General features: G+C 42.1%; 27 protein-coding genes, 1 pseudogene and 1 riboswitch. Of the genes and pseudogenes, 2 read left to right on the top strand and 26 right to left on the bottom strand.

Features of this window, described 5'->3' with window-relative positions:
• Positions 1-51: 51 nt before the first annotated feature.
• The 15 genes and pseudogenes from cmk to Q3W56_RS12405 form a co-directional block, all read right to left on the bottom strand.
• Positions 52-726 carry a (d)CMP kinase gene (gene cmk / locus Q3W56_RS12335; protein WP_302895670.1) on the bottom strand — a complete coding sequence of 225 codons (675 nt, stop codon included), beginning with the start codon at positions 724-726 and terminating at the stop codon, positions 52-54.
• 78 nt (positions 727-804) lie between these two features.
• On the bottom strand, positions 805-981 hold the full coding sequence (locus tag Q3W56_RS12340) for a YpfB family protein (protein ID WP_302895671.1): 177 nt from the start codon (positions 979-981) through the stop codon (positions 805-807).
• A 45-nt stretch (positions 982-1026) separates the two neighbouring features.
• Positions 1027-1674, bottom strand: a pseudogene (locus tag Q3W56_RS12345) (flagellar brake protein).
• A gap of 92 nt (positions 1675-1766) precedes the next feature.
• Entirely contained in the window at positions 1767-3119 is a 1353-nt protein-coding gene (ypeB, locus tag Q3W56_RS12350) for a germination protein YpeB (RefSeq protein ID WP_302895672.1), read from the bottom strand.
• Positions 3120-3153: 34 nt separating this feature from the next.
• A complete protein-coding gene (sleB, locus tag Q3W56_RS12355) occupies positions 3154-4065 on the bottom strand; it encodes a spore cortex-lytic enzyme (protein ID WP_019714798.1) in 912 nt (303 codons plus the stop codon).
• Positions 4066-4217: 152 nt separating this feature from the next.
• The gene (prsW, locus tag Q3W56_RS12360) at positions 4218-4874 is read right to left on the bottom strand and encodes a glutamic-type intramembrane protease PrsW (RefSeq protein WP_019714799.1); all 657 of its coding nucleotides are present in this window, start codon (positions 4872-4874) and stop codon (positions 4218-4220) included.
• 118 nt (positions 4875-4992) lie between these two features.
• Complete coding sequence (locus Q3W56_RS12365; RefSeq protein ID WP_302895673.1) at positions 4993-5967, bottom strand: YpdA family putative bacillithiol disulfide reductase; 975 nt, start codon at positions 5965-5967, stop codon at positions 4993-4995.
• A 110-nt stretch (positions 5968-6077) separates the two neighbouring features.
• Entirely contained in the window at positions 6078-7352 is a 1275-nt protein-coding gene (gudB, locus tag Q3W56_RS12370) for an NAD-specific glutamate dehydrogenase (protein ID WP_019714801.1), read from the bottom strand.
• A 156-nt stretch (positions 7353-7508) separates the two neighbouring features.
• Entirely contained in the window at positions 7509-8093 is a 585-nt protein-coding gene (locus Q3W56_RS12375; RefSeq protein ID WP_268400647.1) for a genetic competence negative regulator, read from the bottom strand.
• A 159-nt stretch (positions 8094-8252) separates the two neighbouring features.
• Complete coding sequence (locus Q3W56_RS12380; RefSeq protein ID WP_302895674.1) at positions 8253-9032, bottom strand: metallophosphoesterase; 780 nt, start codon at positions 9030-9032, stop codon at positions 8253-8255.
• An 84-nt stretch (positions 9033-9116) separates the two neighbouring features.
• Positions 9117-9560: a YpbF family protein gene (locus Q3W56_RS12385; protein ID WP_019714804.1), complete on the bottom strand. Its 444-nt coding sequence runs from the start codon at positions 9558-9560 to the stop codon at positions 9117-9119.
• 62 nt (positions 9561-9622) lie between these two features.
• Complete coding sequence (locus Q3W56_RS12390) at positions 9623-10375, bottom strand: LysM peptidoglycan-binding domain-containing protein (protein ID WP_302895676.1); 753 nt, start codon at positions 10373-10375, stop codon at positions 9623-9625.
• A complete protein-coding gene (locus Q3W56_RS12395; protein ID WP_302895677.1) occupies positions 10326-10913 on the bottom strand; it encodes a CPBP family intramembrane glutamic endopeptidase in 588 nt (195 codons plus the stop codon). The genes Q3W56_RS12390 and Q3W56_RS12395 overlap by 50 nt, the downstream gene beginning before the upstream one ends.
• Positions 10914-10954: 41 nt before the next feature.
• The gene (locus tag Q3W56_RS12400; protein WP_302895678.1) at positions 10955-12445 is read right to left on the bottom strand and encodes a RecQ family ATP-dependent DNA helicase; all 1491 of its coding nucleotides are present in this window, start codon (positions 12443-12445) and stop codon (positions 10955-10957) included.
• Positions 12438-13496: a YpbB family protein gene (locus Q3W56_RS12405; RefSeq protein ID WP_302895744.1), complete on the bottom strand. Its 1059-nt coding sequence runs from the start codon at positions 13494-13496 to the stop codon at positions 12438-12440. The genes Q3W56_RS12400 and Q3W56_RS12405 overlap by 8 nt, the downstream gene beginning before the upstream one ends.
• Positions 13497-13761: 265 nt before the next feature.
• Here Q3W56_RS12405 and Q3W56_RS12410 point away from each other — a divergent pair, with 265 nt between their 5' ends.
• Positions 13762-14010, top strand: a complete 249-nt coding sequence (locus Q3W56_RS12410; protein ID WP_003225461.1) for a ferredoxin — start codon at positions 13762-13764, stop codon at positions 14008-14010.
• Positions 14011-14048: 38 nt separating this feature from the next.
• Here Q3W56_RS12410 and fmnP read toward each other — a convergent pair whose 3' ends face one another.
• Positions 14049-14618, bottom strand: a complete 570-nt coding sequence (fmnP, locus tag Q3W56_RS12415) for a riboflavin transporter FmnP (RefSeq protein ID WP_302895679.1) — start codon at positions 14616-14618, stop codon at positions 14049-14051.
• A 152-nt stretch (positions 14619-14770) separates the two neighbouring features.
• Positions 14771-14905, bottom strand: a riboswitch (FMN riboswitch).
• Between the two features lie 206 nt (positions 14906-15111).
• Between fmnP and serA the strand changes: the two genes are divergently transcribed.
• Complete coding sequence (serA, locus tag Q3W56_RS12420) at positions 15112-16689, top strand: phosphoglycerate dehydrogenase (protein ID WP_302895681.1); 1578 nt, start codon at positions 15112-15114, stop codon at positions 16687-16689.
• 42 nt (positions 16690-16731) lie between these two features.
• Here serA and aroD read toward each other — a convergent pair whose 3' ends face one another.
• The 10 genes from aroD to spmB all read right to left on the bottom strand — a co-directional run bounded on the left by aroD (position 16732) and on the right by spmB (position 26824).
• Positions 16732-17499, bottom strand: a complete 768-nt coding sequence (aroD, locus tag Q3W56_RS12425) for a type I 3-dehydroquinate dehydratase (protein WP_302895682.1) — start codon at positions 17497-17499, stop codon at positions 16732-16734.
• 112 nt (positions 17500-17611) lie between these two features.
• Positions 17612-18715 (bottom strand): sigma-X negative effector, encoded by a 1104-nt coding sequence (locus Q3W56_RS12430; RefSeq protein WP_302895683.1) that lies wholly within the window; start codon positions 18713-18715, stop codon positions 17612-17614.
• Complete coding sequence (gene sigX, locus Q3W56_RS12435; protein WP_019714813.1) at positions 18651-19235, bottom strand: RNA polymerase sigma factor SigX; 585 nt, start codon at positions 19233-19235, stop codon at positions 18651-18653. The genes Q3W56_RS12430 and sigX overlap by 65 nt, the downstream gene beginning before the upstream one ends.
• A 203-nt stretch (positions 19236-19438) precedes the next feature.
• A complete protein-coding gene (resE, locus tag Q3W56_RS12440; protein ID WP_302895684.1) occupies positions 19439-21208 on the bottom strand; it encodes a sensor histidine kinase ResE in 1770 nt (589 codons plus the stop codon).
• A complete protein-coding gene (gene resD / locus Q3W56_RS12445) occupies positions 21205-21927 on the bottom strand; it encodes a DNA-binding response regulator ResD (RefSeq protein WP_019714815.1) in 723 nt (240 codons plus the stop codon). The genes resE and resD overlap by 4 nt, the downstream gene beginning before the upstream one ends.
• Positions 21928-22008: 81 nt before the next feature.
• Positions 22009-23184 carry a cytochrome c biogenesis protein ResC gene (gene resC, locus Q3W56_RS12450; RefSeq protein WP_302895685.1) on the bottom strand — a complete coding sequence of 392 codons (1176 nt, stop codon included), beginning with the start codon at positions 23182-23184 and terminating at the stop codon, positions 22009-22011.
• 19 nt (positions 23185-23203) lie between these two features.
• Complete coding sequence (resB, locus tag Q3W56_RS12455) at positions 23204-24832, bottom strand: cytochrome c biogenesis protein ResB (protein WP_302895686.1); 1629 nt, start codon at positions 24830-24832, stop codon at positions 23204-23206.
• On the bottom strand, positions 24829-25368 hold the full coding sequence (gene resA / locus Q3W56_RS12460; RefSeq protein ID WP_019714818.1) for a thiol-disulfide oxidoreductase ResA: 540 nt from the start codon (positions 25366-25368) through the stop codon (positions 24829-24831). Before resA ends, resB begins: the two co-directional genes overlap by 4 nt.
• Before the next feature lie 93 nt (positions 25369-25461).
• Complete coding sequence (gene rluB / locus Q3W56_RS12465) at positions 25462-26196, bottom strand: 23S rRNA pseudouridine(2605) synthase RluB (protein ID WP_019714819.1); 735 nt, start codon at positions 26194-26196, stop codon at positions 25462-25464.
• 91 nt (positions 26197-26287) lie between these two features.
• Positions 26288-26824, bottom strand: a complete 537-nt coding sequence (gene spmB, locus Q3W56_RS12470) for a spore maturation protein SpmB (RefSeq protein WP_003223896.1) — start codon at positions 26822-26824, stop codon at positions 26288-26290.
• Positions 26825-26828: the final 4 nt, after the last annotated feature.

Below are 26828 nucleotides of genomic sequence, written 5' to 3' on the forward strand. Positions count from 1 at the left end.
ATAACATTCTTTCTTCGTTGAAAAATTCAAAAAAAGTGGCATTTGCCGTAATCAGCGGGACTTTTGTTCCACCACCTCGAGGATTTTATCAGCTACCGCTTGAATAGAAAGGGATGTCGTGTCTATTTCTAGAGCGTCTTCTGCTTTGCGCAACGGAGATACTTCGCGCTCTGAATCAAGCTTATCTCTTCTTGCAATTTCCTCTATCAATGTTTCATAGTTGACATCGTACCCTTTTTTCACATTTTCTTCATAACGGCGTTTCGCTCTCTCTTCAACAGATGCCAAAAGAAAAATTTTCACTTCTGCATTCGGCAGCACGTGAGTTCCGATATCACGCCCATCCATAACGACGCCGCCTTTTTCCCCAAGCTGCTGCTGGCGTTTCACCATTTCTTCTCTGACACTTCTGTGTTTGGCCGCAATTGAAACCTGGTTGCTGACTTCGTCTGTTCTGATCGCCTCAGTTACATCGGTGCCGTTAACGAGCACTTTTTGTCCTTCTTTTGCTGTAATCAGTTCAATATCTGTCCGCTTTAGCAGCTCAGCCAATTTTTCTTCATTTGTCAGATCAACATTTTCTTGTAAAGCCGCGTACGTTATCGCCCGATACATCGCTCCTGTATCAATATATATGTACGATTTTTTCTCAGCCACAATTTTGGCAACGGTGCTTTTCCCCGCAGCTGCCGGGCCATCAATTGCAATCGATAATTTCTTTTCCATAATTCCTCTCCTTGCTCTTTTCTCCTCTATGGATTGTATCACGAACTTTATGAAAAAGGGTGAAAAATTGACGAATAATTAATATTTGAAGGTTTCAATCCTATTGTTCTCCTCCATTTTATCCACCCCTTCATATTGAATCACTTTTGATACGTAAGGTTCAATATGCTGATAGTGAAAAAGAATCTGGACACCAAGTAAAATGATGGCCTGTATGAACAATAATTTAATCAGCAGCCGTTCAAATGTTTTCAATCGGAGCACCTCCATTACAAATAGTATGGAAGTGTTTGACGATGTTTATTCCACCCTTGCCTTTCTTCTCTTATTTAACTGGCGCCGGATGCAATATTGAAGCAGAAACTACCGGTCGCTTGCTGCGATTCCAGTATACTCAAGGGTCATTTTACGTTTCCCTGATTTTAGGTCGTCAAAGATTCGTCTGACAACGGCTTCTGTTTCTATTTGACGTGTGTTCTCCTCTTCAGAAAGACTGATGATAAGCCGCAGTGATTCCCCGGATTGAAAAGAACGGCCATCAGCTAAAATTAAGGCAATGCCGCCTCCGTGATGTTATAGGAAAGTGTGCGAAACTCTTCTTTATTTGTCGGCTGAATTTGCACATCCAATACCGCATCAGTTCTTACAAACTGGCGGCGCTGGATATGTTTCTTTTTTTCACAGGGAGGCACTTCAAGACACAATTGAAGTTTTTCCTTCACTTCACCTTTTATTCGGCTTGTAAAACGGTAAGGAACTTCATCTTTGCCCACAAACTCTATCGTTACTTCCATATCAATATGTAAAATCAGTTCGCCCTGTAACTACATCAACCGGATATGCAATCAAAAGCTCATTGTTTTCGATGCCGACCGCCTTGCTCTTTGCTTTTTTTAATTCATTTCCTTCCATATATTCTAAAAATACATTTTCTCCAATCTCTATCATTGACTTCACTCTTTCGCATTCAATATACTCGCTTTTACATTAAATCACGTAATGAAAAAAAAGGAAAAGACAATTAGTCCTTTCCTCCCTTTTTATAGGTCTTTATATATAGGTTCTGCATTTTTTAGTTTTTCAACCTTTTCTTCTGACCCGTCCTTTGCATTAATATACATTCTGAATGTGTCATTTTCTATTGTTCCGAGCATTTCATAGCATAATACTTCTTGGCCAAGTTCATTTGTAATCAAAGCGAGCCTTGTTTCTCTCACTTGTACATTTTTATTTAATTTAGATTTTGCCTCTGCTTCACTAATAGCCGGCTTGGGTATATCTCTTTTTCTATGGGCTGTTAGGAAGTCTCTTGCTGAAAACCCAACAACCTCACCGTCATCCAAGGCCACTTTCATACGGATTGCTTCCGGGTACATCCGGACTTTATTTTCAACAGGAACATATGAGAATACGCCGATTTTATCATATTGGGCACTTTCATCAATTTCCAAATCATCTGTCTCATATCCGTTTTTCTTTAAAAAAGCGAGTGCACGGTTCGATCCGTCATTCAAACTGATTTTCTGATCTTTCACTTCTCTATTTTGAATCAAATATACCGGATGCCCGCCTTTTTTCGTAATGTCCATATAAATCGCTGCTTTATGGTCTGGGTCTTTCATGCTGATGCTATAAACGTCGCGATTTGTTTTTTTTCCGCTCTTTACTACTTTAATGGAATAATTGTCATCCGGGGCAAAGCGCTCAGCAATTTGTTTTGCTTCCTGTTCGGAAATTTGTTTTCCCTTCAGATGGTCGAAGCCTTTCTCTTCTTTTTTTGTGCTGGTGAAACTCGGGCCAAGATCTGTTCCCGTGGAGAATGCACCAACATTCTTCTCGACAGTTTTAAAGCTGTTGATAATCGTATTATCACTTTGTTTTTCGTCAGAAGCCAGCGCCATCTCCACGTCCATCCAGCGAAGGTTTTTGCTCATGACAAGGTGCTGTACATGACGCAGTTCATTTTGTATATCTATGGACTGCTGATATAGCTTATTCAGTGATGTATACTCATTTTTATCAAGCGGCTTTTGATCTAAATCTCTGACTGCCGTTTTATAACTGAAATCCCCGATTTTTGATAATAGCTCTTCTGTTTTGTTAAACGGCATTAATGTAAGCGGCAGCTGGCTGACGCTGTTATGAGCTTCAGAGGTAATCCTCCACACATCTATCAATGCAGGTGACAGTGATTTTTGGCTGTTCATGGCAAGTGTTGTTCCGATTTTATCATGAAGCTGATCCATCTGATAGGTCAGTTCATGAAACGCCCGCTGATAGTTATTTTCAGCATGAAGAAGAACTGCGTCTTTTTCCTGGTGCTCCTTGTATCCCCAGTAGCTTGTACCAACTATTGCAATACCGAGCACGGCGATTAAAATTCCTCTGATCATTTATCACACCTCTTTTTATGCTTTCTCATGTCTGCTATTCACAGAAAATGTGTTTACCGATTCTTTTAATCTGCGGACGTCCCCAAATCCAGGCACTTGTAGCTGTATCCGGATTAAAATAGTACAGCGCTTCCTCTGATGGGTCCCATCCATTGATAGCATCCAGCACTGCTTCTCTGGCCGTTTCATTCGGCTGCATGTAGATTTGCCCGTCGGCTACTGCTGTGAAGGCTAGCGGCTCAAAAACAACCCCCGCTACAGAATTCGGAAATAATGGGCTGTTCAACCGGTTTAAAATAACTGCTGCAATGGCAACCTGTCCCTCGTACGGCTCGCCCCGGGCTTCACCGTAAACTGCCTGAGAAAGGAGCCTGATATCATTGTTGGAAAATCCGCCAGGCATGTTAGCTGCGACCGCATCCTGTTTTCTTGCTTTTGCAGGTGTATTGTTTTGCTGTTTATTTGCTTTAGGCTGCTGTGTAGTTTTTTCAGCAGGCTGTTTTTGCCGCGCCTCTGCTTGCTGTCTTGCTTTTTGCGTTGCTGCTTTTGAAGGTTTCGTCTGGTATTTCAGCGGAACTTTTCCGTAATGCGTGAAGGTATTCCCTTTATTCAGCTGTTCTATGACATATTCACGATAGTATTTAGATTTAGATTCTAAAGTTTGCTTTGTTTTAGCTCCGACAAGGCCGTCAACCTCTTTTAACCCGAATTGATCCTGAAAGTTTCGAACTGCCCAGTACGTACCCCATCCATAAACACCGTCAATTTTTCCGTTGTAGTATCCGTTGTACTGAAGGCGCGCCTGGAGTTCGACCACATCGTCCCCAGTTGCGCCTCTTTGAATGACCTGATTCGAAAAGGCAGAGATGGTTTCAGTATTGATAAACGTCGTTATTGTAAAGGAAAAAAGGATGAGACATGCCATAATCGATCCTTTGGACTTCATCTTTTCAAGCCTCCTACAGCAAATTTTTAAGTGTAATCGTATTTTCTGTAACAAGGTTATTTTTATACACTCTTTCCTTGTTATCCCTCAGAACATAAAACCTGTATTGATAAATCGACACACAAAAAAGCCGCACGGTAGCTGTGCGGCTTCTATACTTGCATCATATTGACGGAACGGGCTTTTTTCGCTTTTCGCAAACCAAACCACCATAAAAATAACATAAATGGAAACATATAATAAATCCAATTACTGAGTGCTGTCAGGATAAAATCATACGATCCATGCAAAAGTGACGGGAGAGCTAAAGAAAGAATAAGCCACTTCACACGCGCCTTATTAGTGGAAAAACGAGCTTTCCCAAGATAAAATCCCATAATAACGCCTATTAAGGCATGGCATGAAACAGGCAGGAGCGCCCTGACGAACGCATGCTCCACACCGTGGCCAATTAAATAAAGAATATTTTCGAGGGTTGCAAAACCGAGCGATACACTTGCCCCGTATACAATCCCGTCATAATGCTCATCAAACTGGGCGTGCGGGTAAACACTGACCATCAGAATAAACCATTTTAATGATTCCTCCAAAAACCCTGAAGATAAAAAAGAAACGAAAAAGCTTCCGCCTCCTACATTCTCTTTTTCAAGCACGTACTGGATAAACATTGTGGGAAATACAAGAACAACCCCTAGAAAAAACGACCGAAGCACCATATGTACAGGTTCATTATCATACTGATCTTTTAAATAAAAATAACTTAACAGCGCGATGCCGGGAGCAATTCCTGCAGAGATGATTGCAAACATCAGGCAACCTCTTTCCTTTATATTCCTATGTCTATCCTACCATGTTGTTTATCTTTTTACATCTGTCTGAACGTAAAAAAACAAAAAGAGCATACGAACCATCATATGCTCCCCTTCTTTAATGATTTTCTCTTTTTGCGATTTCCGCTGCGATATGTCCTCCGTGAAATCTGCCGTTTTCAATAAATATTTCATTTGCATTGTTCCCTGCAGCAATGACCCCGGCAATAAAAATACCCTTAACGTTCGTCTCCATCGTTTCTTCATTGAAAAACGGGCGTCCTGTTTCTTTATCAATTTCAACACCTATTTTTTCAAGAAATTGATGGTCAGGATGATAGCCTGTCATAGCGAATACGAAATCATTTTTAATGGTGATAAGTTCCTTTTCACCGGAGCGGAATACAACTTCACCCTCGGTGATTTTTTCGACACTAGCGCCAAATTCCATACGGATTGTTCCGTTTCTGACAAGCGATTCAAATTCAGGCAGAATCCATGGCTTAATGCTTGGCGAATACTCCTTGCCCCTGTATAAAACTGTGACACGCGCTCCAGATTTCACGAGTTCAAGGGCAGCGTCTACGCTTGAATTTTTCCCGCCGATGACGACAACATCTTTATCAAAGTATGGGTGGCCTTCTTTAAAATAATGAAATACTTTTGGCAAATCCTCACCAGGTACATTCATATAGTTTGGATGATCATAGTAGCCTGTTGCAATGATACAATATGGGGTCGTATAAGTCCCTTTTGATGTCTCTATAAGGAAAGTATTGTTTTCCGCTTTCGTCACTTTATGCACCATCTCAAACGCATTTACACGGATGTTTTTCCTTTTGACAACCTCCCGGTAATACGACAAAGCTTGAATTCTGACAGGCTTTCTGTTTTCCGTAATAAATGCCACGTCTCCGATTTCAAGTTTTTCACTTGAGCTGAAAAAGGTTTGATGCGTCGGATAATTGTAAATACTGTTAACGACATTTCCTTTTTCGATGACGAGAGCATCAATGCCAATTTGTTTTAGGTGAATGGCAGCAGATAGTCCACAAGGTCCTCCGCCTATAATTATTGCTTTTTCTTGAATCATTTCCGTCAACTCCTGCGATTGGCAATTCATTTCATAATTTTTCTATTTCCGAATAAAAAAATCTCCTATTTTATCATAGGAGATTTTTTATTTTTATGCAAATCACGAACTTATATCCAGCCTCTAAAACGCGAAGCTTCAGCCATTTTGCGAACGCCGACCATATAAGCAGCGAGTCTCATGTCAATTCTTCGATTTTTAGCCATTTCATAAATATTGTTAAATGATTTGACCATCATTTTTTCTAATTTTTCTTCTACCTCTTCTTCGCTCCAGTAGAAGCCTTGATTATTCTGAACCCATTCAAAATAAGAAACTGTTACGCCCCCCGCACTTGCCAGCACGTCCGGTACAAGCAGAATGTCCCGGTCTGAAAGAATTTTTGTTCCTTCAAGCGTTGTTGGCCCGTTTGCCGCTTCAACCACAATTTCAGCCTGGATATTATGGGCGTTTTCTTCTGTAATTTGATTTTCAATCGCAGCGGGAACAAGGATATCACAATCCAGCTCCAACAGTTCTTGGTTCGTAATGGTATCGTTGAAAAGCTTTGTTACGGTACCGAAGCTGTCGCGGCGGTCGAGTAAGTAATCGATATCGAGGCCTTCAGGATCATAAAGTCCGCCATACGCATCTGAAATGCCGACAACCTTTGCCCCTGCATCATGCATAAATTTCGCCAAATAGCTTCCTGCGTTTCCGAAGCCTTGGACAACAACACGCGCACCTTTAATATCGATGCCTTTTTTCTTAGCCGCTTCCTTAATACAGATGGTTACACCTTTTGCTGTCGCAGATTCTCTCCCATGAGATCCGCCAAGCACAAGCGGCTTGCCTGTAATAAATCCAGGCGAATTAAATTCATCAATTCTTGAATACTCATCCATCATCCAAGCCATGATTTGTGAGTTTGTAAATACATCCGGCGCCGGCACGTCTTTCGTCGGGCCGACAATTTGGCTGATTGCTCTGACATACCCTCTGCTCAGACGCTCCAGCTCTCTAAACGACATATCCCTTGGATCACAAACAATTCCGCCTTTACCACCGCCATATGGAAGATCAATTATGCCGCATTTTAAACTCATCCAAATAGAAAGCGCCTTCACCTCTTTTTCTGTTACGTTCGGGTGAAAACGTATCCCGCCTTTCGTCGGACCGACAGAGTCATTGTGCTGCGCACGATAACCTGTAAAAATCTTTACTGAACCGTCGTCCATACGAACAGGTATTTTTACCGTTAATAACCTCATCGGCTCCTTTAACAGTTCGTATACTTCTTCGGGATATCCCAATTTTTCCAGAGCCTTATGTATTACGGTTTGGGTTGATTTTAATACATCAAGTTTGTCCTCTTCTGTATGACCGGTGTATCGATCGGCTGCCATTTGAGTTAACCTCCTAGAATCTTCTGTTTCTCACATGCTCCCTTTCAGAGAATAGTATACACCTTCATATGATCCGTGCATAGAATAAACGTTATGTTTTTCCATGTTTTTTAACGAAAAAAACTGCTGTGAAATCAGCAGTTTTCCGTTGCATTCTTATGAAAAATGAGTCTGTATCGTCTCAACGGCATTACCGTCCATTATGAGCTTACCATACTCTTGCAAGCGATAAATCGTTAAAGTTGTCGGATTGCCGTATTCCGCCAGAACCGCCACAACCCCCTCAGCCGTATGTGACCCTAGGTCTTCAAGGCTTAAAAAGTACTGTCCGTTATAGTGGTAGACAGTTCCCCCATTGATACCGATTCGCTGTAAGCTTTCTGATAGCTGAATGATATCTTCAAAGGAATGGAATTGATAAATGATGTCCGCACTTTCATCAAGCTTGACTTGCATTTCGATGTAATCATCATCATACTCATCGTCTTCTGAATCGGCGTCTTGGTTCTTTGTTACGATCACAACCATCCCTTGTGCTTGGAGAGAATACACTTCCACTGCAATCGGTCCATTCGCTTCAAAGCCGAGCTCTGTATTAGCTTCATTCATCATATCTTTAAATAACTGGTGGACTTTAAACGAGTCCTTCCAGAGGTCTTCTTTTGTCAATCCCCGGTCTGTCAAATCATCGAGGGTCAAAAAGATTTTGATCTTATTATAATTCAGACGCTCAAGCCGCATAACGTTCCCTCCTGCCTCTACTTGCACACAAATCATATAACACATTATATGAGATGATGAGTCATAGGTTCTTAATTGTTATCAGTTTACACTGAGTTCACTAGTAAGACAAGCACAATGCAGTTTTTATTGCCTTATGGATTTTTTGCTTTTAAGAAGTTATTCAGGCTCACAAAGCGTCACAATGTGTGTTTCCGGTTCAGCACCTAAACGAAGAGGCACTTTTGTTGTTCCATATCCGTTGCTGATGAGATACGCTGCATTTTTAACAATGCCTGTTTTCCCAAGTTCATACGGACCAAATTTTCCAAATCTAATCTGACCGCCGTGGGTATGTCCGCTGAATATCGCATCAATCCCGTCAGCTTCATTGATTTGTTCATGAATCTCAGGGTTATGACATATCAGAATATTCAGCTTGCTTTTGTCGAGTTCTTTAATGGCTTCCTCATAATGAGCCATCTCCATCCTGATATCATCAACTCCAGCAATCGCAATCGTATGGCCGTTGTACGTAAACGGAACTGACTCATTCCTCAGAGTGATGACACCATGCGCTTTGAATATGGAATATAGCTTATGCTGCCTGACTTCATAATCGTTATTCCCCCACACAAACACGACAGGGACCCCGAAAGCCGCAAGCCTTTTGATGTTTTCTTCGATTCTAGTACTAGGCACCCCGCCCTCGGCTAAATCACCGCCGATGATAACCAGGTGAGGGGTATGACTTCGCGCTTTTTCTAAAAGGTCTTGATCGATGAGACGTTTGTGAATGTCCGAAATAAAAAAGATTGTAAGAGGCGGCTTGCCCTTCATTTTTGCTAAAGGAAACGTATGTGTTTTCAAATGGTTTCCTTTTGCTGTCGAGTACATCTTTGCCGTCATTGCCGCTGCCGCCACAGATAGCACACCGGCAATTTTCACTGATAGCTTCATAAAAACTCTCCATTCTTTTAAAACTTATCAATAAGACGGACAATAAAAAAAAGACGTTTCTATCGTTTGAGAAAACGCCCGATTTTATTTACTTTCAAAATATAGATTAATGTCATATTTGTGCTTCATCATTTGAAAAACAGATTCTCTTGCCTTCCATTTATCCGGCTGAGGCCAAAGATCAGTGCTTTTCTGAATAATTTCGCATCTCAGTTTATGAAAATCGCCCTCCGCTTTTTCTTCCTTTTTCTTAAAATAATATGAAGTGCAGTATGCAAAAGCGGTTGCCATCATCCAAAATAAATAAAAGGTATGGCTAAGCATTTCTTGAAGAACGAGCTGAGGCGCCGGGCTTTTGATCATGATCATAATACATAATAGACCTAAGCAAATGAGTGAAGCCCATCGCCATCTGCGGCATTGTGTTGCATAATTTTCAAATTTTTGTTTTCGTTTCACCAGTGCTTGGAGCATCTGTTTGGTCGGCGCGTCTGTAAACTGATCTATCTGATTCCATAAGGATTCCATACGCTTCACACCTTGTCCATTTTCATTGCTACAATATATGAGCGTAAAATAAAAAAAATGCCCTATTCATCCATTAAGGGGATGTCTAAAACTTGTCCGGTGTAAACATCATTTCCATTCAGATGATTATAGTCACGGATTTTTTCTTCTCCCGACCGGCTTTTATAATACTTCATAGAAATGCGGTACAGCGTTTCTTTCTTTTGGACAGTGTGCTTGACAACGCGTTTTGGCTCAGATAGAACTGGTTCAGCCGGCTGCTGCTCTTGCGGTGCCGCTTCTTGTTGAGAAGAGGAAGCAGCCGCGGCGGTTGCTTCCTCCTTATTTGCTGAGTCTTCATTTTCTGCTACAGCAGGCTGTTTCTTACCAGTTGTTGTTTTTGCAGGGTCTTTTGCCTTTGTATCCTCAGACTTTTTTTTTGACTCTTGCTGCAATGCGGTCTCATTCGTTTCTTTGGTCTCTTTGGTATCTGCGGTGTTATTTTTATCCTCTGATTTTAGCACAACCTCATATTTGCTTTGACTGCTGTCGATAAAAACATCTTCATAATCGTCATGATTATCCGGGTGGTTTTTTAGATAAAATAAGCTGACTAACACGATAACCGGCACAAATACAAATAATACAGCGAGTACAGTGAATAATGGCGTTTTTGTTTTGCCTTGCTTTTTTTTCTGTTCTCTTTGATTTTTTATAGATTGTCTTGTCGGAAGGCTTTCTCCATCATCATCGACATAATCGTCCGCCAATGCGGCGTTTTGATCTTCATAAAGATTCTGGGCTTTTCTTCTCTCTACTCTCGACATGTTCGTCATGTTTATCCCTCCTCACATGTTCAAAACGAATCTGACAGGCAAACACAGCATCAATGATAAAATGCGCCGTCACCGGCACAAATAAGTTACCGGTCCATTCATACATCAGACCGAGTAAAAAGCTGATTGCTGTTACCATGATAAATAACAGCCATTTTGACAAATACCGAACGTGTAAAACGGCAAATATAAGGCTGGCCGCCCATAGACCGATATGAGTCTGCAGCACTCCTCTGAATAACATTTCTTCCGCGAAAGCAATCAGAAGCGTTAAAAATATAATATGAGGGATTGACCTCTTACTGAATATTTTTTTATTGATTCCGCCGTCATCATATAAATGAGGCGGACACCATTTCATCACTGCCATATCGGCAAAAATAACAATAACCGAAATAGAAACGCCATACCATATGATTCGCATATCGCCAATATCCCAAAGCATTAGTAGATCTTTTACATCCTCAAAAAAGAATAATCCCGCTAAGGCTGCTGTGATAATGATCAAAAGCTGCGTCAGATATAACTGCTTGAGCATGTCACGATCAGAGATATGCCGAATGAAATCCTTTTGCTGTTTCAGGTCTGCTCACCTACAGTCTGCAAGCTGAATATTCGGTGCAATTCCGAACTCCAGCTGTCTAATGGCGCCATTTTACTTCGTTCTCCTTTTTGTTCATACAAGGATAGATCAAAACCGCAATGTGAACAACACGGCAGATGTCCATCATCAGGCTCGTATGATTCATCAAAATAGGTTAACAGTGATTGCCTTAAACAGCCTTCACGCTGAAGCAGAAAAGATACGCGGCGCATTTTTTCCAGCTTCAACTCCATGCGATATGAAATTTCCTGTTTCATCAGTTCAATTGATGTTTTCCCCTGCATAAAGAGATGTATCATCATACGGGCTTGTGTTTCTCCGACACCATACTGCATTAATACGTCACGCAACTTTCTCTCATCCTGCTCATCCGTCTTTTCAAGCACACGGATTACATCGGCGATTTCTGCCGCTGTGACACTCTCCATTTGGATAATCTGCTCCTGCAATTCAAAATCACCTGGCGCCCGCAGTAAAATGCTGACACTCGGTTTTCCGTCACGACCCGCTCTGCCGATTTCCTGCATAAAAGCTTCAGCCGTCTGCGGGATGTGGAAATGAATTACATATCTGATATCAGGTTTATCGACACCCATTCCAAACGCATTCGTACAACATATCACATCGAGCTGATTATGGATAAACTGCTGCTGTATTAAAATCCTGTCGCCAGACTCCATACCGCCATGGTAAAAGTCGGCTCTGCTGCTCGTCTTGCTTTTAATTTCCCCCGCTAATTCTTCAGCCCATTTCCTTGTCGGACAATAAACAATTCCAGGTCCTTGCAGATTTTCAACCAGCTGAATGACCCTATCTATTTTTTCGGCAGTATCCGCGGCATGTTCCACCCGGAATGCAATATTTGGGCGGTTGACTGAGTTGAGATGCCGTTCGGCATGCTGCAGCTCCAGCAGATTCGTGACATCTTGCAACGTATCCTTTGTAGCTGTAGCAGTCAATGCCAGAATCGGAGGATGCCCAAGTTTTTTTCTCAGCTGCCCGAGCTTTGAATAGTCAGGCCTAAAGTCATGCCCCCATTCAGATATGCAATGTGCTTCATCAATAACGAAAAGGCTGATCTGAACGTTTTTCAATTTTTCCAATACATATGGCGACTGGAAAGCCTCAGGAGACAAGTACAAAAATTTATAACGGTGAATATATTCCAAAACGAATTGTCTTTCCTGCCTGCTAAGCAAGCTATTCAAAGCGGCCGCACGTTTTTCCCCCCGTGCTTTTAGCTGCTGTACCTGATCCTCCATTAAAGAAAGCAATGGAGAAACGATTAATACCATACCGTCAAGCATGTAGCCAGGCAGCTGGTAGCAAAGCGATTTTCCTCCCCCAGTCGGAAGCATTGCAATGGTGTCCTTCCCGCTAAGTATGCTTCTAATAATGTCCTCCTGTCCTTTTTTAAAGGAAGTAAAACCAAAAAACTGATGTAATGTTTGCTGTAATTTAGTCATATTGCTGCACCTGCTTTGTCAATGCCAGTCTGATTTGAAAGTAGCTGAACCGCTGCTCCAGCCCGTCTCGAATTTGTTTGATTTTGTTCGTCCGCATCCGTTTGGCAAACTCTGCAATTTGGAGCTGGTCCTCCGATGATACATAGTCATCAATCATAAACGCAGGCTCGTGAAGAGAAATCTCGACAATATGGTCTTCAATCGTCGCTGTTTTCAGCTTTCTGATTTCAGCAATTCGATGTATGGGGATTCCTTGTTTAACCATCTGCCATGTTTTCCTCGTTGACTCTGTCAGGGCATTATCTACATGCACATCAAAGAGGAGATCCTTTAACAAAGTATCTTCACACTCCGGGAGAGACTGAATAAAATAATGTACCGAAGCCCAAAACATGATATAAACGTACCATTCATCTTCTTTCAGCGTGTCAGCAAGCTGCCTGCTCGTATAACCGATCCTATCGTGCGAGGTTAAGGAGTAGACAAAAATTTGCGCCGCTTTGTCATCAACCTTATGCAAATGCGCATTCAGCATGGCAAAAAGACTGCTTGCCATCTCTATATGATCCGTATGCCGGGACAGGTATTTCTTGACCCAATGAAGTGTCTTATAATCCTTTGTGACAGGGATATACTGCCTGCTCCCTTGCAGTTTATGAGATAAGACCTGCACAAGCAGCGAAAGCCTCTTCCAAAGCACGCCGGCAGCCTGCTGATAATAAGCGCCGTGGCAATAAACTGGCCAAGGCCGCTCACTAAGGGCGTGTCTTAATGCTGCTGCGCCGCTGGCTGTCACTTTGTATGTATCTGTTTCAGACATTGATTCGAGATATGAATGCTGTCTAAGCTTGGTGAGTGACGCTGAAATATCGCTTCTCGAACATTGCGCCGCCATTCCAAAGTATTTTGCAGTATGAAATAAGCCGGCATCTTGAATGGTTTGTGACGATCTTTTGCCTTTGAATAGGTGAAAAACAGCGCTTCCCGACCGTTCTCCGTTTATTTTAAAAAGGCAATCGAGAACCATAATATCGAAGTAATTTAATGACAACTTATCCACCCACATTCTTCCTGACAAAAATCGTTGATTTGCTCTCTTTATTTTAACAGATTTTAAACAGAAATCGACGTTTAAAGTCATCATTAAGGGGGATGTTATGTAGATAACCCCTTATGTGATAAGCATTCTCAATCATTTTTCTGTTGAAATGTGGCATCAACATCATTACAATAAGTAAGAGGAATAGGTGTTAAATTGATTAAATATAAAGATTGATCCATTTGTTCCACCAAGAACAATCTGGGAGGTTTTATTCATGGCAAAGTACACAATTGTAGACAAAGATACATGCATTGCATGCGGCGCTTGCGGAGCTGCTGCACCAGACATTTACGATTACGATGATGAAGGCATCGCGTTCGTAACGCTTGATGAAAACAAAGGCGTTGTCGAAGTTCCTGAGGTACTGGAAGAAGATATGATTGATGCATTTGAAGGATGTCCTACTGATTCCATCAAAGTGGCGGATGAGCCATTTGAAGGCGACCCGCTTAAATTTGAATAGAAGAAACAAAAAAAGCTCCCGCAGGGGAGCTTTTTTATTTAATGGATATGTGCACGCTGCTGTTCAATCCACGGCTTGAGCTTTAAGAAAATAAGTGAGAATACGATCGTAATCACAATTCCTTTTATGATGTTAAAAGGAAGAATACCAGCGACAACAGCTGTTTTCAGCGCGCTGTCGGATAATGCCGGCGAATGTAAAAACCACGTGTATGCCGGGAGAATCAGAACATAATTTAAAATGCTCATCAAAATGGTCATTGCCGCGGTGCCTAGAAGCAGGCTGAAGGCCAAGCCCTTTGCTGAGTTCAGCTTTTTAAATAAGTAAGCAGTCGGCAATATAAAGAGTGTTCCTGCAATAAAATTCGCAATTTGTCCGACAGGAACTCCGGCCATGCTGCCCTGAATGATATATTGAAGAACGTTTTTTATTGCTTCTACGGCAATACCCGCCAAAGGTCCGTAAATTAGAATGGCAATAATAGCGGGCACGTCGCTAAAATCAATTTTTAAATAATCCGGAAGACCCGGAAACGGGAAATTCAACAGCATCAAAACAAATGCAATGCTGCTCAGCATACTGATCACAACTAATTTTTTTACTTTCACTTCACTCTCTCCTTTTCGATCACATCTTACTCGAAAACGGAAAGGTTCTTTTCCAGCCAATAAAAAAACCGCTTCATGTATAAAAGCGGGGTTTCAAAAATTAGGCTAGGCAAAGAAACGTTTGAAAATCAAATTTCAAAACGCTTATGAACCTCCATCTTCTCCCATCCAGACTGTACTGTCGGCTCCGGAATCTCACCGAATCCTGCTGTAAAAACAGCTCGCGGGCTTAGAGCCATTGGCTCATCACCGCCGGTAGGGAATTTCACCCTGCCCCGAAGATTGATCATATAAATTTAGCTCTATTATAAACGATAACTGGTTGGCTGTATAGAGAATTGCTTCAAATTATATATAATACTTGAAAGCCATAAAAACATTGATTTTTAAGCTTTCCTTTTATCCTTTACTGCGTCAATACACGTTGACACTCTATTGAGAATATGTTAAATTATCAGATATTTAGTTTGTCAATTTAGGAGGAAATCTAACGATGTTTCGAGTATTGGTCTCAGACAAAATGAGCAACGACGGCTTACAGCCACTTATTGAATCAGACTTTATTGAAATTGTTCAAAAAAACGTAGCAGATGCAGAAGATGAATTACATACTTTTGATGCTCTTTTGGTGCGAAGTGCGACAAAGGTAACAGAGGACCTTTTCAAAAAAATGATTTCTTTAAAAATTGTCGGAAGAGCGGGTGTGGGTGTAGATAATATCGATATTGACGAGGCGACTAAACACGGGGTCATCGTGATTAACGCTCCTAACGGCAACACCATTTCGACAGCTGAGCATACATTTGCGATGATCTCTTCTTTAATGAGACACATTCCTCAGGCTAATATTTCAGTAAAATCTAAAGAGTGGAACCGCACAGCTTACGTCGGTTCAGAGCTTTATGGAAAAACGCTTGGGATTGTAGGATTAGGCCGAATCGGAAGTGAAATAGCACAGCGTGCGAGAGCGTTTGGTATGACCGTTCACGTTTTTGATCCTTTCTTAACTGAAGAAAGAGCGAAAAAGATCGGCGTAAATAGCCGTTCATTTGAAGAAGTGCTTGAAAGCGCGGATATTATTACCGTTCACACACCTTTAACAAAAGAAACAAAAGGCTTATTGAATAAAGAAACGATTGCAAAAACGAAAAAAGGTGTTCGCTTAATTAACTGTGCGCGAGGCGGTATTATCGATGAAGCAGCACTTCTAGAAGCTTTGGAAAGCGGACATGTTGCCGGAGCAGCACTGGACGTTTTTGAAGTTGAACCGCCAGTAGACAATAAACTCGTTGATCATCCATTAGTCATTGCCACTCCTCACTTGGGCGCATCGACGAAAGAAGCTCAGCTGAATGTCGCGGCTCAAGTGTCAGAAGAAGTTCTGCAGTTCGCAAAAGGTCTACCTGTCATGTCAGCTATCAATCTCCCTGCCATGACAAAAGATGAATTTGCTAAAATTAAGCCTTACCATCAAATCGCAGGAAAAATTGGCAGCCTAGTATCCCAATGCATGAAAGAGCCCGTACAGGATGTTGCCATTCAATACGAAGGAACCATTGCCAAACTTGAAACATCGTTCATTACAAAAAGCCTTCTGTCAGGCTTCTTAAAACCGCGCGTTGATTCAACTGTTAACGAAGTCAATGCCGGAGGTGTCGCAAAAGAACGCGGCATCAGCTTTAGTGAAAAAATTTCCTCTTCTGAATCAGGATACGATAACTGCATCAGTGTAAAAGTAACAGGAGACCGCAGCACCTTTACTGTAACGGCTACGTATATTCCTCATTTCGGAGAACGTATCGTCGAGATCAACGGATTTAATATCGATTTTTACCCGACGGGTCACCTGGTATATATCCAGCATCAGGATACAACAGGTGTCATCGGCCGAGTCGGACGTATTCTCGGAGATAACGATATTAATATTGCAACCATGCAGGTTGGCCGTAAAGAAAAAGGCGGAGAAGCCATCATGATGCTTTCCTTTGACAGACACCTTGAAGATAAAATTGTGAAAGAACTAACAGATGTTACTGATATTGTGTCAGTGAAGCTCATTGATCTTCCATAATCCAAAAAAACTCAAGCTTTATAAGCTTGAGTTTTTATAGCTCTATTTTTGTATGTTTTTGTGCAAAACTTCTAAGACATTCCTCAGCTCAGAAACAGGTATTTGACCAGGTGCCGATGCCTCTTCTCCCGCACCAAAAGTGCAAGCTGATCCAAAAACCTCACCGCTCAGCCTGCTGATCAGCCCTGTTTCAGCCATTGACATTGTAATAATCGGACGGTCTGCATATTCTGTTTTCATTGTATACGTCGCATCAAGCAGCGTTAAGAGATCACCTGTACCCTTCGGCATGACAGCTATTTTTGGAATATGCGCTCCTAAATTCTGCATTTTCCGAAGTCTCGAAAGAATCTCATCTTTCGAGGGCGTTTTCTCAAAATCATGATTTGACATTACCACATAGACATTGTTCTCTTTTGCCAGCGATACTAACGCTTTGACATTATCATCTCCTGAAAATAATTCAAAGTCAATTAGATCGATGTCTTTTGTTTGGACTGCCGCTTCCAGCAAAGCAATATAGGAGCTTTCATCCATTTCCATGCTCCCGCCTTCTTTATGGGTTCTGAATGTAAATAGAAACAGCTTGTCCGCTAAAGACTTCCGAAGTTTAGAAATCATTTTTGTGACGGCTTCTCTGTCTTTTGCATTTTCAAACACGTCGACACGCCACTCCACAATGTCCGGATTGAGTAATTTTACAGCTTCTGCTTCACTCAAAATTTGTTTTTCCGTTTTTCCCATCAGCGGAACGATGATTTTCGGCATCCCTTTCCCGATGGAAACTCCTTTGATTGTTAACACGTTCACTCGCCTCAAATCCTTTCAATTGTTACCTTGTTTTATTATACACGCCCAACTATTTTTTTGAAATTTCTATTATATGAATTGCAACTAAAAAAGAGCCTGCAAGGGCCCTTTTTTAATTGAGGGAAATCGGATTTGGAGCAGCTGGTACCGGAATTGCGTCTGTTACGTCATATCTACCGATTTTTTTTGTTCTGGTTTCCGTAAAGGTCACTTCTGAAAAACCAAACTCTTTTGCTGTTAAAAGTAGTCCCTCAATCATTAAGATACCAGCAAGGGAATCCTCAACTTCTGAGCCTTTTGAGAAGTGAATATATAAGTGTTTTTGTTTCTTCGTTACAGATTGGACAGCCCCCGTTTGAATTAGAGGAATTGTATCTGCATCATTGTTCGATTCCATATCCTTAATGGCTTCTTTTACCGTATCGAATGTTTTTTCTGACGGTACGAGAAAGTTCCCTTGTTCATTTTGATACAAGTAATAAGCTCTTTTTGACTGTTTGGGAATCGTAATTTCTGTAAAGGTGCCATATGAGCCTATACGGACTCCACTTTCGTTTTGATATGATGAAAATTTAATTTTTTCATATGGACTCCATTTTAAAGATTCTTTCAGCAATTTTTTTAACAGTTTATCATCCTTTACAGAAAAAGCCTGAATAGGCTGATGGACTCGTATACTTAATTCCTTCTGGTTTGGTTTTTCTATTACCTCAAGTTCATTTATGAAGGACAGAATCGTAATAGCATGATCAAGGATATCCAATTCACTGCTTACAGACAGCATGTCCTGGATCGTTTGCTCTGCGTTTGTTTTTTTAATGCTGATGGGTATGATGGCGGATGTATCGGCATCAGCAACCGCTACAGTGATGTAGTTTTTCTGTTCCTTTTCAGGAACAACAAACGATGTCTGATCCAAGGATGATACAGCTTTTGGGCTGTCTGCTGTCTCAGTTTTCGTTACAGCGTTCTCTTGGGACGCTTCTTTTTGTTGAGGCTGTGCCTGGTCAAAGAAATGAGGAGAAATAATGAAGGCGATAAAAACCGCAATTGTAGCGGCACACGCGGGGCCAATCCACCTAACAGCGGGCTTTTTTTTGCTTTTTGCCATCGTCAGCCGCTTGTAAATATCCTGAGGCGAACGATGGTCTTTAACTGCCGGAAGTTGACTTAACAACTCCTTTATTTGTTCTTCGTTCCATTCTGACTTCATCATCCATTAGCTCCTCCCTCAAAAGCTCCATATGTTTCCGAAGTACTTTGAGCCCTCTGTGTTGGGTCGTTTTGACTTTGCTTTCCGAGAAGCGCAGAGCATTGGCTGTTTCCTGAATTGAATATCCCTGAATAAACCGCAAGATGATCACAGCTCTTTGATCGATCGTGCATTGATCAAGCGCAGCATAAATTTCCCGGACATTTTCATGTTGAACAGCAAGTTCGTCCGGAAGCAATTGCTGATCTCTGACATCCTGTGTATCCCAATCAAATGTGCCGAGTATACGCTGTCTGATCGTCTGCTGTTTACGGAACCAGTCTATCGCAACATGGCGTGCGATCGACAAAAGCCATGTCTTTTCACTGCTTCTTCCTTCAAACGTATGATAAGAATGTAATACGCGGATATAAACCTCCTGAAGAAGATCTTCTGCCTGGCTTTTATCCTTTACCATATAAAATAAAAATTGGTACAAATCTTGATGATATGTGTCATATAATAATTGAAAGGTTTCTTCCATTTGAAACCCCTCCGTTCACTTTTTTGTCGTATTAATAGCTTGAAAAGTTACATTACAACTATATTACGAGAAACTGGAATTTGGAAGGGAATTTATATTAACATATCCTTAAATTTTATTAATATTGGCCTTTAAAAAAACACCCGCTCGATTAGCGGGTGTTTCTTATGGAACAAGATTCTTCGGCAAATTCAGACCCGATTTTATGGTTTTGTCGGAATATAAAATGTAAATGTCGTTCCTTTATCCATTCGGCTGTGCACCGTAATCGATCCGTTGTGGGCTTCCACGATATTTTTAACGATAGCCAACCCAAGACCGGTTCCTGCTCTGCCTCTTGTCCGCGCTTTATCTGCTTTATAGAACCGCTCAAAGATAAATGGCAGATCTTCTTCCGGAATGCCAGATCCAGAGTCTTTGATATCAATTTTCAATCCATCTTTCACAGAATGGGCTGCAATGAAAACACTGCCGCCCGATGAAGTATGCCGCAGCGCGTTATCAATCAAGTTGGTAAATACCTGCTCCATCTTGTCTTCATCAAACATACATTCTTCTTCAGTGAGAGAAATGTCTTGATGTAAAGTAATATTTTTTTCTTTAGCAACACCGGAAAATTTTCGAATGATTTTCTCTAAAAATTCATTGACATTGATTTTTTCATAATGCAAGCCTGTATGGCCTGATTCCATTCGGGCTAGATCAAGCAAATCATTGACTAGACGGCCCATTCGCAACGATTCATCATATATGATTTGAGCTATTTCTTTCCGGTCTTCTTCAGAGCTTGCAATGTCATCAACAATTGCTTCACTGTACCCCTGAAGCATAGAGATCGGTGTTCTCAACTCATGGCTGACATTTGCGATAAAGTCCTCCCGCAGCTTATCAAGACGGCGTTCTTCAGTCATGTCGCGCAGCACGGCAACTGCTCCTCTGACATGCGATTCCGCATAAAGCGGCGACATCAAGAGCACCCATGATCTGCCTTGCAGCGTCATCTCAACCATTTGCTCTTTTTCAGTGCTGACAGCATTTTGGAACAGCTCTTTTGCTTCAGGCGGAAGGTTATCGCCTTCTTTAATATTCATATTCTGCTCATAATACCAAGCCTGTAGAAAACGTTCGGCCGGAGGGTTTGTCACAAGAATTGTACCGTCGATATTAATGGTAATGACCCCGTCAGCCATACTGCTCAAAATGTTAGAAAGCTGCTCTTTTTCTTGATTGAGCGCATTAATATGGAAGTTAAGCTGCCGGCCCATTTGATTAAAAGCGGTTGCCAGTTCACCGATTTCATCCTGAGTTAAAATCGGGATTTTTGTATCGAACTTGCCCTTAGCCAAATCCTGTGCGCCTTCTCTCATTTTTCGGAGCGGATACGTGACCCTGCTTGATAAGAAGAAAGCAAAAAATGTGGTCAGTACAATTGCAATTCCCGCGGCCAGGAAAATATAGCGGGTCGTGTGCTTTGTTGTATCTTTAACGGCAAGCAAAGACTGAGATAAAAAGACCATGCCTTTCTTTCCGTCTTTTTCATACGGGACACCTACAATCAGACGTTCATTATCCGTGTCTGTATTGCTCAGCTCCGTTCTTTTGCTTACTTTTTTATGGTCTTGGAGAGCTTTATTCAAGTCTTTGTCATGCTGTATTTGCTCAACCGTAATGGACGACAGCCGATTTTTATCGTTCGGGGAATACCAGTGCTTTTTCTCATCCTGAATAATGGCAATGCTTGTTAAGTTATCAGCGAGCTCCCAAGTGATTGATCTTGCCAGTGCCTGGTCCTCGTGATTTTCTAGGATGACAGCAACTTTATTCGCAAGCTGTGTTAAATCATTCTCGGCTTCTTCCACATGATAATTCTCAATAAATTCCAGCAAAAGAACCGTTAAAATGAACAATACGATCAACACAAGCGAAAGGATCGTAAACCACAGCTTGCCTACTACGCTTTTCCAAAATTTCATTCAGCGCCTACCTCAAATTTATAGCCTACACCCCATACGGTGACAATTTTTTTCGCAGCTTCCGGAGATACCTTGTTCAGCTTCTCTCTCAGGCGTTTGACGTGAGTGTCTACTGTCCGCAGATCACCAAAAAACTCATATTGCCACACTTCTTTCAGAAGCTTTTCCCGATCATACACTTTGTCAGGTGTTTTCGCTAAGAAGTATAAAAGTTCATACTCTTTCGGCGTCAGGCTTACTTCTGTTCCATCAGCCATTACGCGATGGGCATCATGGTCAATGGACAGATGTGAAAACACGAGTACATTTTTCGTCGGTGTATTGGCATTCAAATAAGAGGTTTGGGATGCTCTTCTCAAAAGGGCTTTTACCCGCAGCACGACTTCTCTCGGGCTGAACGGCTTGACAATATAATCATCTGTTCCCGCTTCAAATCCCTGCACCCGGTTTGCTTCTTCTCCTTTTGCAGTCAGCATGATGATAGGTGTCGCTTTTTTCTCCCGAACTTGCCGGCACACTTCAATTCCGTCAGTCCCCGGCATCATCAGATCAAGCAAAATTAAGTCATAATTGGCTTCAAGCCCTTTGGCAATGGCTTCATCACCATTTTCCGCTTCGTCTATGACATAATTTTCACGTTCAAGGTACATTCTTAAAAGGCGGCGAATTCTGGCTTCGTCATCAACTACTAATATTTTGGTTTCGTTCGTTTGGTCCATCGTCTTCCCCCTGCTTTCCTTCTGTTACTTTCATTTTATCAAATCATGAGAAAGTTTGAGAACTGTGTCGCTTTCTAAGGACTATGCATAAGAATGAAGTCCGGCAAGCACTAGATTTACGAATATTAAATTAAACATAATAATAGCAAAACCGATTACGGCCAGCCATGCTGACTTCTCACCGTGCCAGCCTCTTGACAGTCTTAAGTGCAAGTAAGCGGCATAGAACAAAAACGTGATCAGCGCCCATACTTCCTTCGGGTCCCAGCCCCAAAATCTGGTCCACGCGAGCTGAGCCCAAATCATCGCAAAGATCAGCGCGCCGAGCGTAAAGATTGGAAACCCGATGGAAACGGCCCTGTACCCAACCTCATCCACCAGATCAAGATTGACGTTTTTTACAAGCGGATGTAACAGAGCGCTGATTCTTTTTCTGATGATCAGACGAAGCGCGCCATACAAAACAAGCCCTGCTCCAAATGACCAAATCACTGTGTTTACCTTTCTCCCTGAGAAAAGGGCAGGAAGCTCAGTAAGCGGCTCCATTCTCCCCTCGGTCAAAAGCTCCCCCTGATGCGGGCCGACAAGCGCAGGCATTTCGTACACCATCACGCTTTTTTCTTTACTTTTATCCACCCAGTTAAACTCCGCTTCATAGCCTGCGATACGAAAAGCTGATGTGATCGCAATAAAGGCGACAGTTGTGACCAGGATAAACATAATCGCTTCAAGCCAGAACGTTTTTTTGCTTGGTTTTGTCTGGTCTACGTGCTTCAATAAAAAGATGACACCTGCGACGAAGCTGATGGCAAGTATAGCTTGCCCAAGCGCGGCTGTTGTTACGTGAATATACAGCCAATTGCTCTGCAGTGACGGAATTAAGGGTGAGATATCCGTCGGAAACATGCTTGCATACGCGATCAGCAATAAAGCGATTGACAGCGTAAACAGGCCCAACGAAGGCAATCTATAGATAAAATATAAAATAATAAACGCCAAAACAAGCATCATGCCAAAGGCAGTGGTGAATTCAAACATATTGCTGACAGGCGCATGGCCGCTGGCAGCCCACCTTGTGATGAAATATCCCAAGTGGCAGAGAAAACCAATAATAGAAAGGGTCATTCCTATGTTGGCCCATCGGTTTGGCTTGCCCTTTTTATCTTTATTTCCGCGTATGGCCCCGCCGAAAATCGGGACAGCAATTAAATACACAAGAAAGGCCGCATAAAGAAAATTTCCGCTCAGCTCTGCCATGACATCACTCCCTTTTCGCCTATTTCTGTGTTTTGATTAATTCTTTTTGGTCCTCCGGTTCAGTCAATCCCGAATCAGCCAATACAAAGACTAAATCCTTCTTCAGGCCATACCAGTTTTTATTCGTATGCCCCGCCACCATGACTGTGCCATCCTGCGAGTGCAGCCAGATTCTTCGGTGCTGCCAGTACATACCTTGAATGACACCGATCATAAAAATGGCTCCGCCGACGGCAAGCACCCAGAGCGTCAAATCCTTTCTGACTGTGAGTCCGGTAATGTTTTTCGTCTCGACATGGTCAAATTTCAGCTTGTATTTATTGCTGCCTGAGCCTTCGATTGTTTCTTGGATGGCAACAAAGCTTTTTTCACCCTTCGGTTTGTCCGGCGTTATGATATTAAAAACAAAAGCCGGGTTGTTAGGGATTTTTGTTTTTGTACTCGGCTCACCATCCTGATTAAAATAGAAATCTGGCAGATAGCTGGCAACTTCAACTTTGTAACCGTTACCAAGATCATAAACCGAATCTGGATCCAGAAGGTTGATCTTCAAGCTCCCAAAGGATTTTTTGGTTTTTTTATCTATTAGTTGGAACACCATCTGATCAAGCTGATTCTCTTTATAATCCACCTGGTAAACGGAAAAGGAATCAAAACGCAGTGGCTGATTGACACGAATGTCCTTTTCTGTTACTTTTTTCAGCTTTGGTTTCTCGCCATAAACAATTTTTCCTTCTCTCTTGTAGAGTACGGCATCTGTTTGGAAGTTCTTTGCAACTCTGCCGTCCCCGACTCTGTCAATGGCATCTGCGAATACCTTTTTTTCTGTTTTGCTGTTATAGGTCTCTACGCTGAATTGATTGTTTTTCAAATAATATTTTCCTTCTGTTCCCGGAATTGCTGCAGTTTCGCCTTCTCTGACCCAAAGCGTTTCATCGACGTACATGCCAGGAACAAATCTCAGCATCGCACCTATCAGAAAGATAATCAATCCAATGTGGTTGACATACGGGCCCCAGCGTGAAAAACGCCCTTTTTCGGCAAGAAGACTGCCCTCTTTTTCTCTGATCCTATAATGCTTTTTCTTTAAGAGAGCAGCAATCTTTTCTTTTGCTTCCCCGTCCAGTACAGTATCCGTTTCACTGAACAAGCGCTGCCTTCTTAAAAAAGCAGGACTCCTTCTGACACCTTGGTTTTTTAACGCTCTATACAATGGAATGACCCGGTCAAGGCTGCAAATCACAAGTGAAATGCCGATCGATGCAATGAGCAGCAAATACCACCAAGATCCATATAAATGGTGAAACCCGAGCAAATAATAAAGCTGGCCGAACGTACCGTACTGCTCTTTGTAATAAGTATCAGCCTGTGCGCCCGGAGGCAAATAAGCTTCTTGGGGAAAAATGGTGCCGAACGCTGATGCGGCAAGGGTTATGACGATAAGCCAAATTCCCACCTTAACCGAAGAAAAGAAATTCCAAATTTTATCGATGATCGTTTTGTTATAGGTTTGTGAACGTCTTGCACTTCCGTCATATCTCATATCAGCAAGCGGAGGCTGAGTTTCTTGGAGAGCTCTGCCGCACGATTCACATAGAACGGTTCCGACCGGGTTTACATGTCCGCATTCACATTTGACTTGTTTCATCCCGAAGTCTCTCCGGGTTTTATTAGATTCATATAGTCATGTATCATGCTTTCTGTCATAGTGCCGGTCACCACCTTGACAACTTTTCCTTCCGGATTGATTAAAAAGGTTGTCGGAAGCGGAGATACGTCATAGGCATCAAGCACTTGGCGATCTGTATCCAGAACAACCGGGAAATTGACTCCGTAGGATTTCATAAAATTATGTACTGCTATCTTTGACTCCCCAACATTTACCGCGACAATTTCAACACCTTGATCTTTAAAATGCTTATATTGGTTCGCCATATAAGGGAATTCTTTTTTGCACGGTTCACACCATGTACCCCAGAAGTTCAAAAAAACACCTTTTCCTTTTAAGTCACTCAGCTTGATACGTTCCCCATTCGTATCTTCAAGGACAAAATTAGGTGCATCGGACCCTTCGGATATACTCTCTTTACCGGCAAATACAGCGTTGTAAATGGTATAGCCAAGTGCACAGATTAAAACGAGAAGGATGCCGGTCCGAATGAATAAACGCCTTTTTTTCTTCATTGTCCACTGCCCCCTTCCCCTATTGCAGATCCATTCAATTATATCATTGCACGTTCATTTCACATTTCTTACTTTTTGAAGGTTATGTGAAATTTAGAAAGCGTTTTTACCATGATCCGCCAGCGCTCTGAGCCTTTTGACTTCATGCGGTGTTAGCTCTCTGGCATCTCCCGTGTGCAAGCCTCGCAGGTTTAAAAACGCGTATTCTTCACGCTTCAGCTTGATTACCTCATGCCCGATCGCTTCGAACATCCGGCGCACCTGTCTGTTGCGTCCTTCATGAATCGTCAGCTGAATAATGCTTGTTTGCTTCTTCTTATCCAAAGACAGCAGCTTCGCTTTCGCAGGCGCCGTTTTGCCTTCTTCAAGCCTGATGCCGCGCTCCAGCTTTCTGAGCAGCTCTTTAGGCGGGATCCCTTTCACCTTCGCCACGTATGTTTTGTTGATTTCATACTTAGGGTGCATCAGCTTATTGGCAAACTCGCCGTCATTGGTTAAAAGCAAAAGACCGCTCGTATCATAATCCAGACGCCCAATCGGGTAAATGCGCTGCGGGACTTCTTTAAAAAAGTCCGTCACGACTTTGCGCCCTTTGTCATCTTGGGCTGCAGAGATAACGCCTCTTGGTTTATATAAGAGAAAGTAAACCGGCTCTTCACGTTCAACCTTTAACCCGTTTACCTCAATCTGATCAGAACCGGTAACTTTTACACCAAGCTCTGTTACTACTTTGCCATTCACCTTTACTTTTCCTTCTTTAATCAGCTCTTCTGCCTTTCTGCGCGATGCAACTCCGGCATGAGCAATCACTTTTTGCAGTCTTTCCATGTCTTTCACCTCAAGTATTATCTTACTTTTTTCAACCCTAACAAACAAGCTTTTTCAAATTCCTATGCCAAATCTAAAAAAAACGCCGTTTTCAGGCGCTCCCAAATAATAACGTAACGATGATGATAGATGCAACTACGCCGATTAAATCTGCAAGAAGTCCCACCTTTAATGCATCACCCATTTTTTTAATGCCGACCGCTCCGAAATACACAGTCAGTACGTAAAGCGTTGTATCTGTTGACCCCTGCATGACCGAAGCCAGCCTGCCGATAAAGGAATCAGGTCCGTATACTGCAATTAAGTCTGTCGTCATGCCAAGTGCAGCCGTACCGGAGATCGGACGGATCAGCGCAAGCGGCACTACCTCAGCGGGGATGCCGATAGCAGAGAAAACTGGTTTTAAAAGGTCCATTATAAAATCAAGCGCGCCTGATGATCTGAAAACAGTTATGGCGACAAGCATTCCGACTAAGTAGGGGATAATGGAAAAAGCGATTTCTATCCCTTCTTTTCCGCCTTCGACGAACGATTCATATGTGGGAACCTTTTTAATAGTTCCATAAAGAAGAATTCCGGCAATTATGATCGGAATCATGGCTAAAGACAGCCAGTTGATGATTTCCATCCGC

This window comes from Bacillus sp. C28GYM-DRY-1, assembly GCF_030519405.1.
GTDB classification, from domain to species: domain Bacteria; phylum Bacillota; class Bacilli; order Bacillales; family Bacillaceae; genus Bacillus; species Bacillus spizizenii_A.

What these genes read in the sequence shown, in the direction of transcription:
- cmk (WP_302895670.1), bottom strand. Translation starts at nt 726, where the DNA reads ATGGAAAAGAAATTATCGATTGCAATTGATGGCCCGGCAGCTGCGGGG.
- ypeB (WP_302895672.1), bottom strand. Translation starts at nt 3,119, where the DNA reads ATGATCAGAGGAATTTTAATCGCCGTGCTCGGTATTGCAATAGTTGGT.
- sleB (WP_019714798.1), bottom strand. Translation starts at nt 4,065, where the DNA reads ATGAAGTCCAAAGGATCGATTATGGCATGTCTCATCCTTTTTTCCTTT.
- prsW (WP_019714799.1), bottom strand. Translation starts at nt 4,874, where the DNA reads ATGTTTGCAATCATCTCTGCAGGAATTGCTCCCGGCATCGCGCTGTTA.
- Q3W56_RS12365 (WP_302895673.1), bottom strand. Translation starts at nt 5,967, where the DNA reads ATGATTCAAGAAAAAGCAATAATTATAGGCGGAGGACCTTGTGGACTA.
- gudB (WP_019714801.1), bottom strand. Translation starts at nt 7,352, where the DNA reads ATGGCAGCCGATCGATACACCGGTCATACAGAAGAGGACAAACTTGAT.
- Q3W56_RS12375 (WP_268400647.1), bottom strand. Translation starts at nt 8,093, where the DNA reads ATGCGGCTTGAGCGTCTGAATTATAATAAGATCAAAATCTTTTTGACC.
- Q3W56_RS12380 (WP_302895674.1), bottom strand. Translation starts at nt 9,032, where the DNA reads ATGAAGCTATCAGTGAAAATTGCCGGTGTGCTATCTGTGGCGGCAGCG.
- Q3W56_RS12385 (WP_019714804.1), bottom strand. Translation starts at nt 9,560, where the DNA reads ATGGAATCCTTATGGAATCAGATAGATCAGTTTACAGACGCGCCGACC.
- Q3W56_RS12390 (WP_302895676.1), bottom strand. Translation starts at nt 10,375, where the DNA reads ATGACGAACATGTCGAGAGTAGAGAGAAGAAAAGCCCAGAATCTTTAT.
- Q3W56_RS12395 (WP_302895677.1), bottom strand. Translation starts at nt 10,913, where the DNA reads ATGCTCAAGCAGTTATATCTGACGCAGCTTTTGATCATTATCACAGCA.
- Q3W56_RS12400 (WP_302895678.1), bottom strand. Translation starts at nt 12,445, where the DNA reads ATGACTAAATTACAGCAAACATTACATCAGTTTTTTGGTTTTACTTCC.
- Q3W56_RS12410 (WP_003225461.1), top strand. Translation starts at nt 13,762, where the DNA reads ATGGCAAAGTACACAATTGTAGACAAAGATACATGCATTGCATGCGGC.
- serA (WP_302895681.1), top strand. Translation starts at nt 15,112, where the DNA reads ATGTTTCGAGTATTGGTCTCAGACAAAATGAGCAACGACGGCTTACAG.
- Q3W56_RS12430 (WP_302895683.1), bottom strand. Translation starts at nt 18,715, where the DNA reads ATGATGAAGTCAGAATGGAACGAAGAACAAATAAAGGAGTTGTTAAGT.
- sigX (WP_019714813.1), bottom strand. Translation starts at nt 19,235, where the DNA reads ATGGAAGAAACCTTTCAATTATTATATGACACATATCATCAAGATTTG.
- resE (WP_302895684.1), bottom strand. Translation starts at nt 21,208, where the DNA reads ATGAAATTTTGGAAAAGCGTAGTAGGCAAGCTGTGGTTTACGATCCTT.
- resD (WP_019714815.1), bottom strand. Translation starts at nt 21,927, where the DNA reads ATGGACCAAACGAACGAAACCAAAATATTAGTAGTTGATGACGAAGCC.
- resC (WP_302895685.1), bottom strand. Translation starts at nt 23,184, where the DNA reads ATGGCAGAGCTGAGCGGAAATTTTCTTTATGCGGCCTTTCTTGTGTAT.
- resB (WP_302895686.1), bottom strand. Translation starts at nt 24,832, where the DNA reads ATGAAACAAGTCAAATGTGAATGCGGACATGTAAACCCGGTCGGAACC.
- resA (WP_019714818.1), bottom strand. Translation starts at nt 25,368, where the DNA reads ATGAAGAAAAAAAGGCGTTTATTCATTCGGACCGGCATCCTTCTCGTT.
- rluB (WP_019714819.1), bottom strand. Translation starts at nt 26,196, where the DNA reads ATGGAAAGACTGCAAAAAGTGATTGCTCATGCCGGAGTTGCATCGCGC.
- spmB (WP_003223896.1), bottom strand. Translation starts at nt 26,824, where the DNA reads ATGGAAATCATCAACTGGCTGTCTTTAGCCATGATTCCGATCATAATT.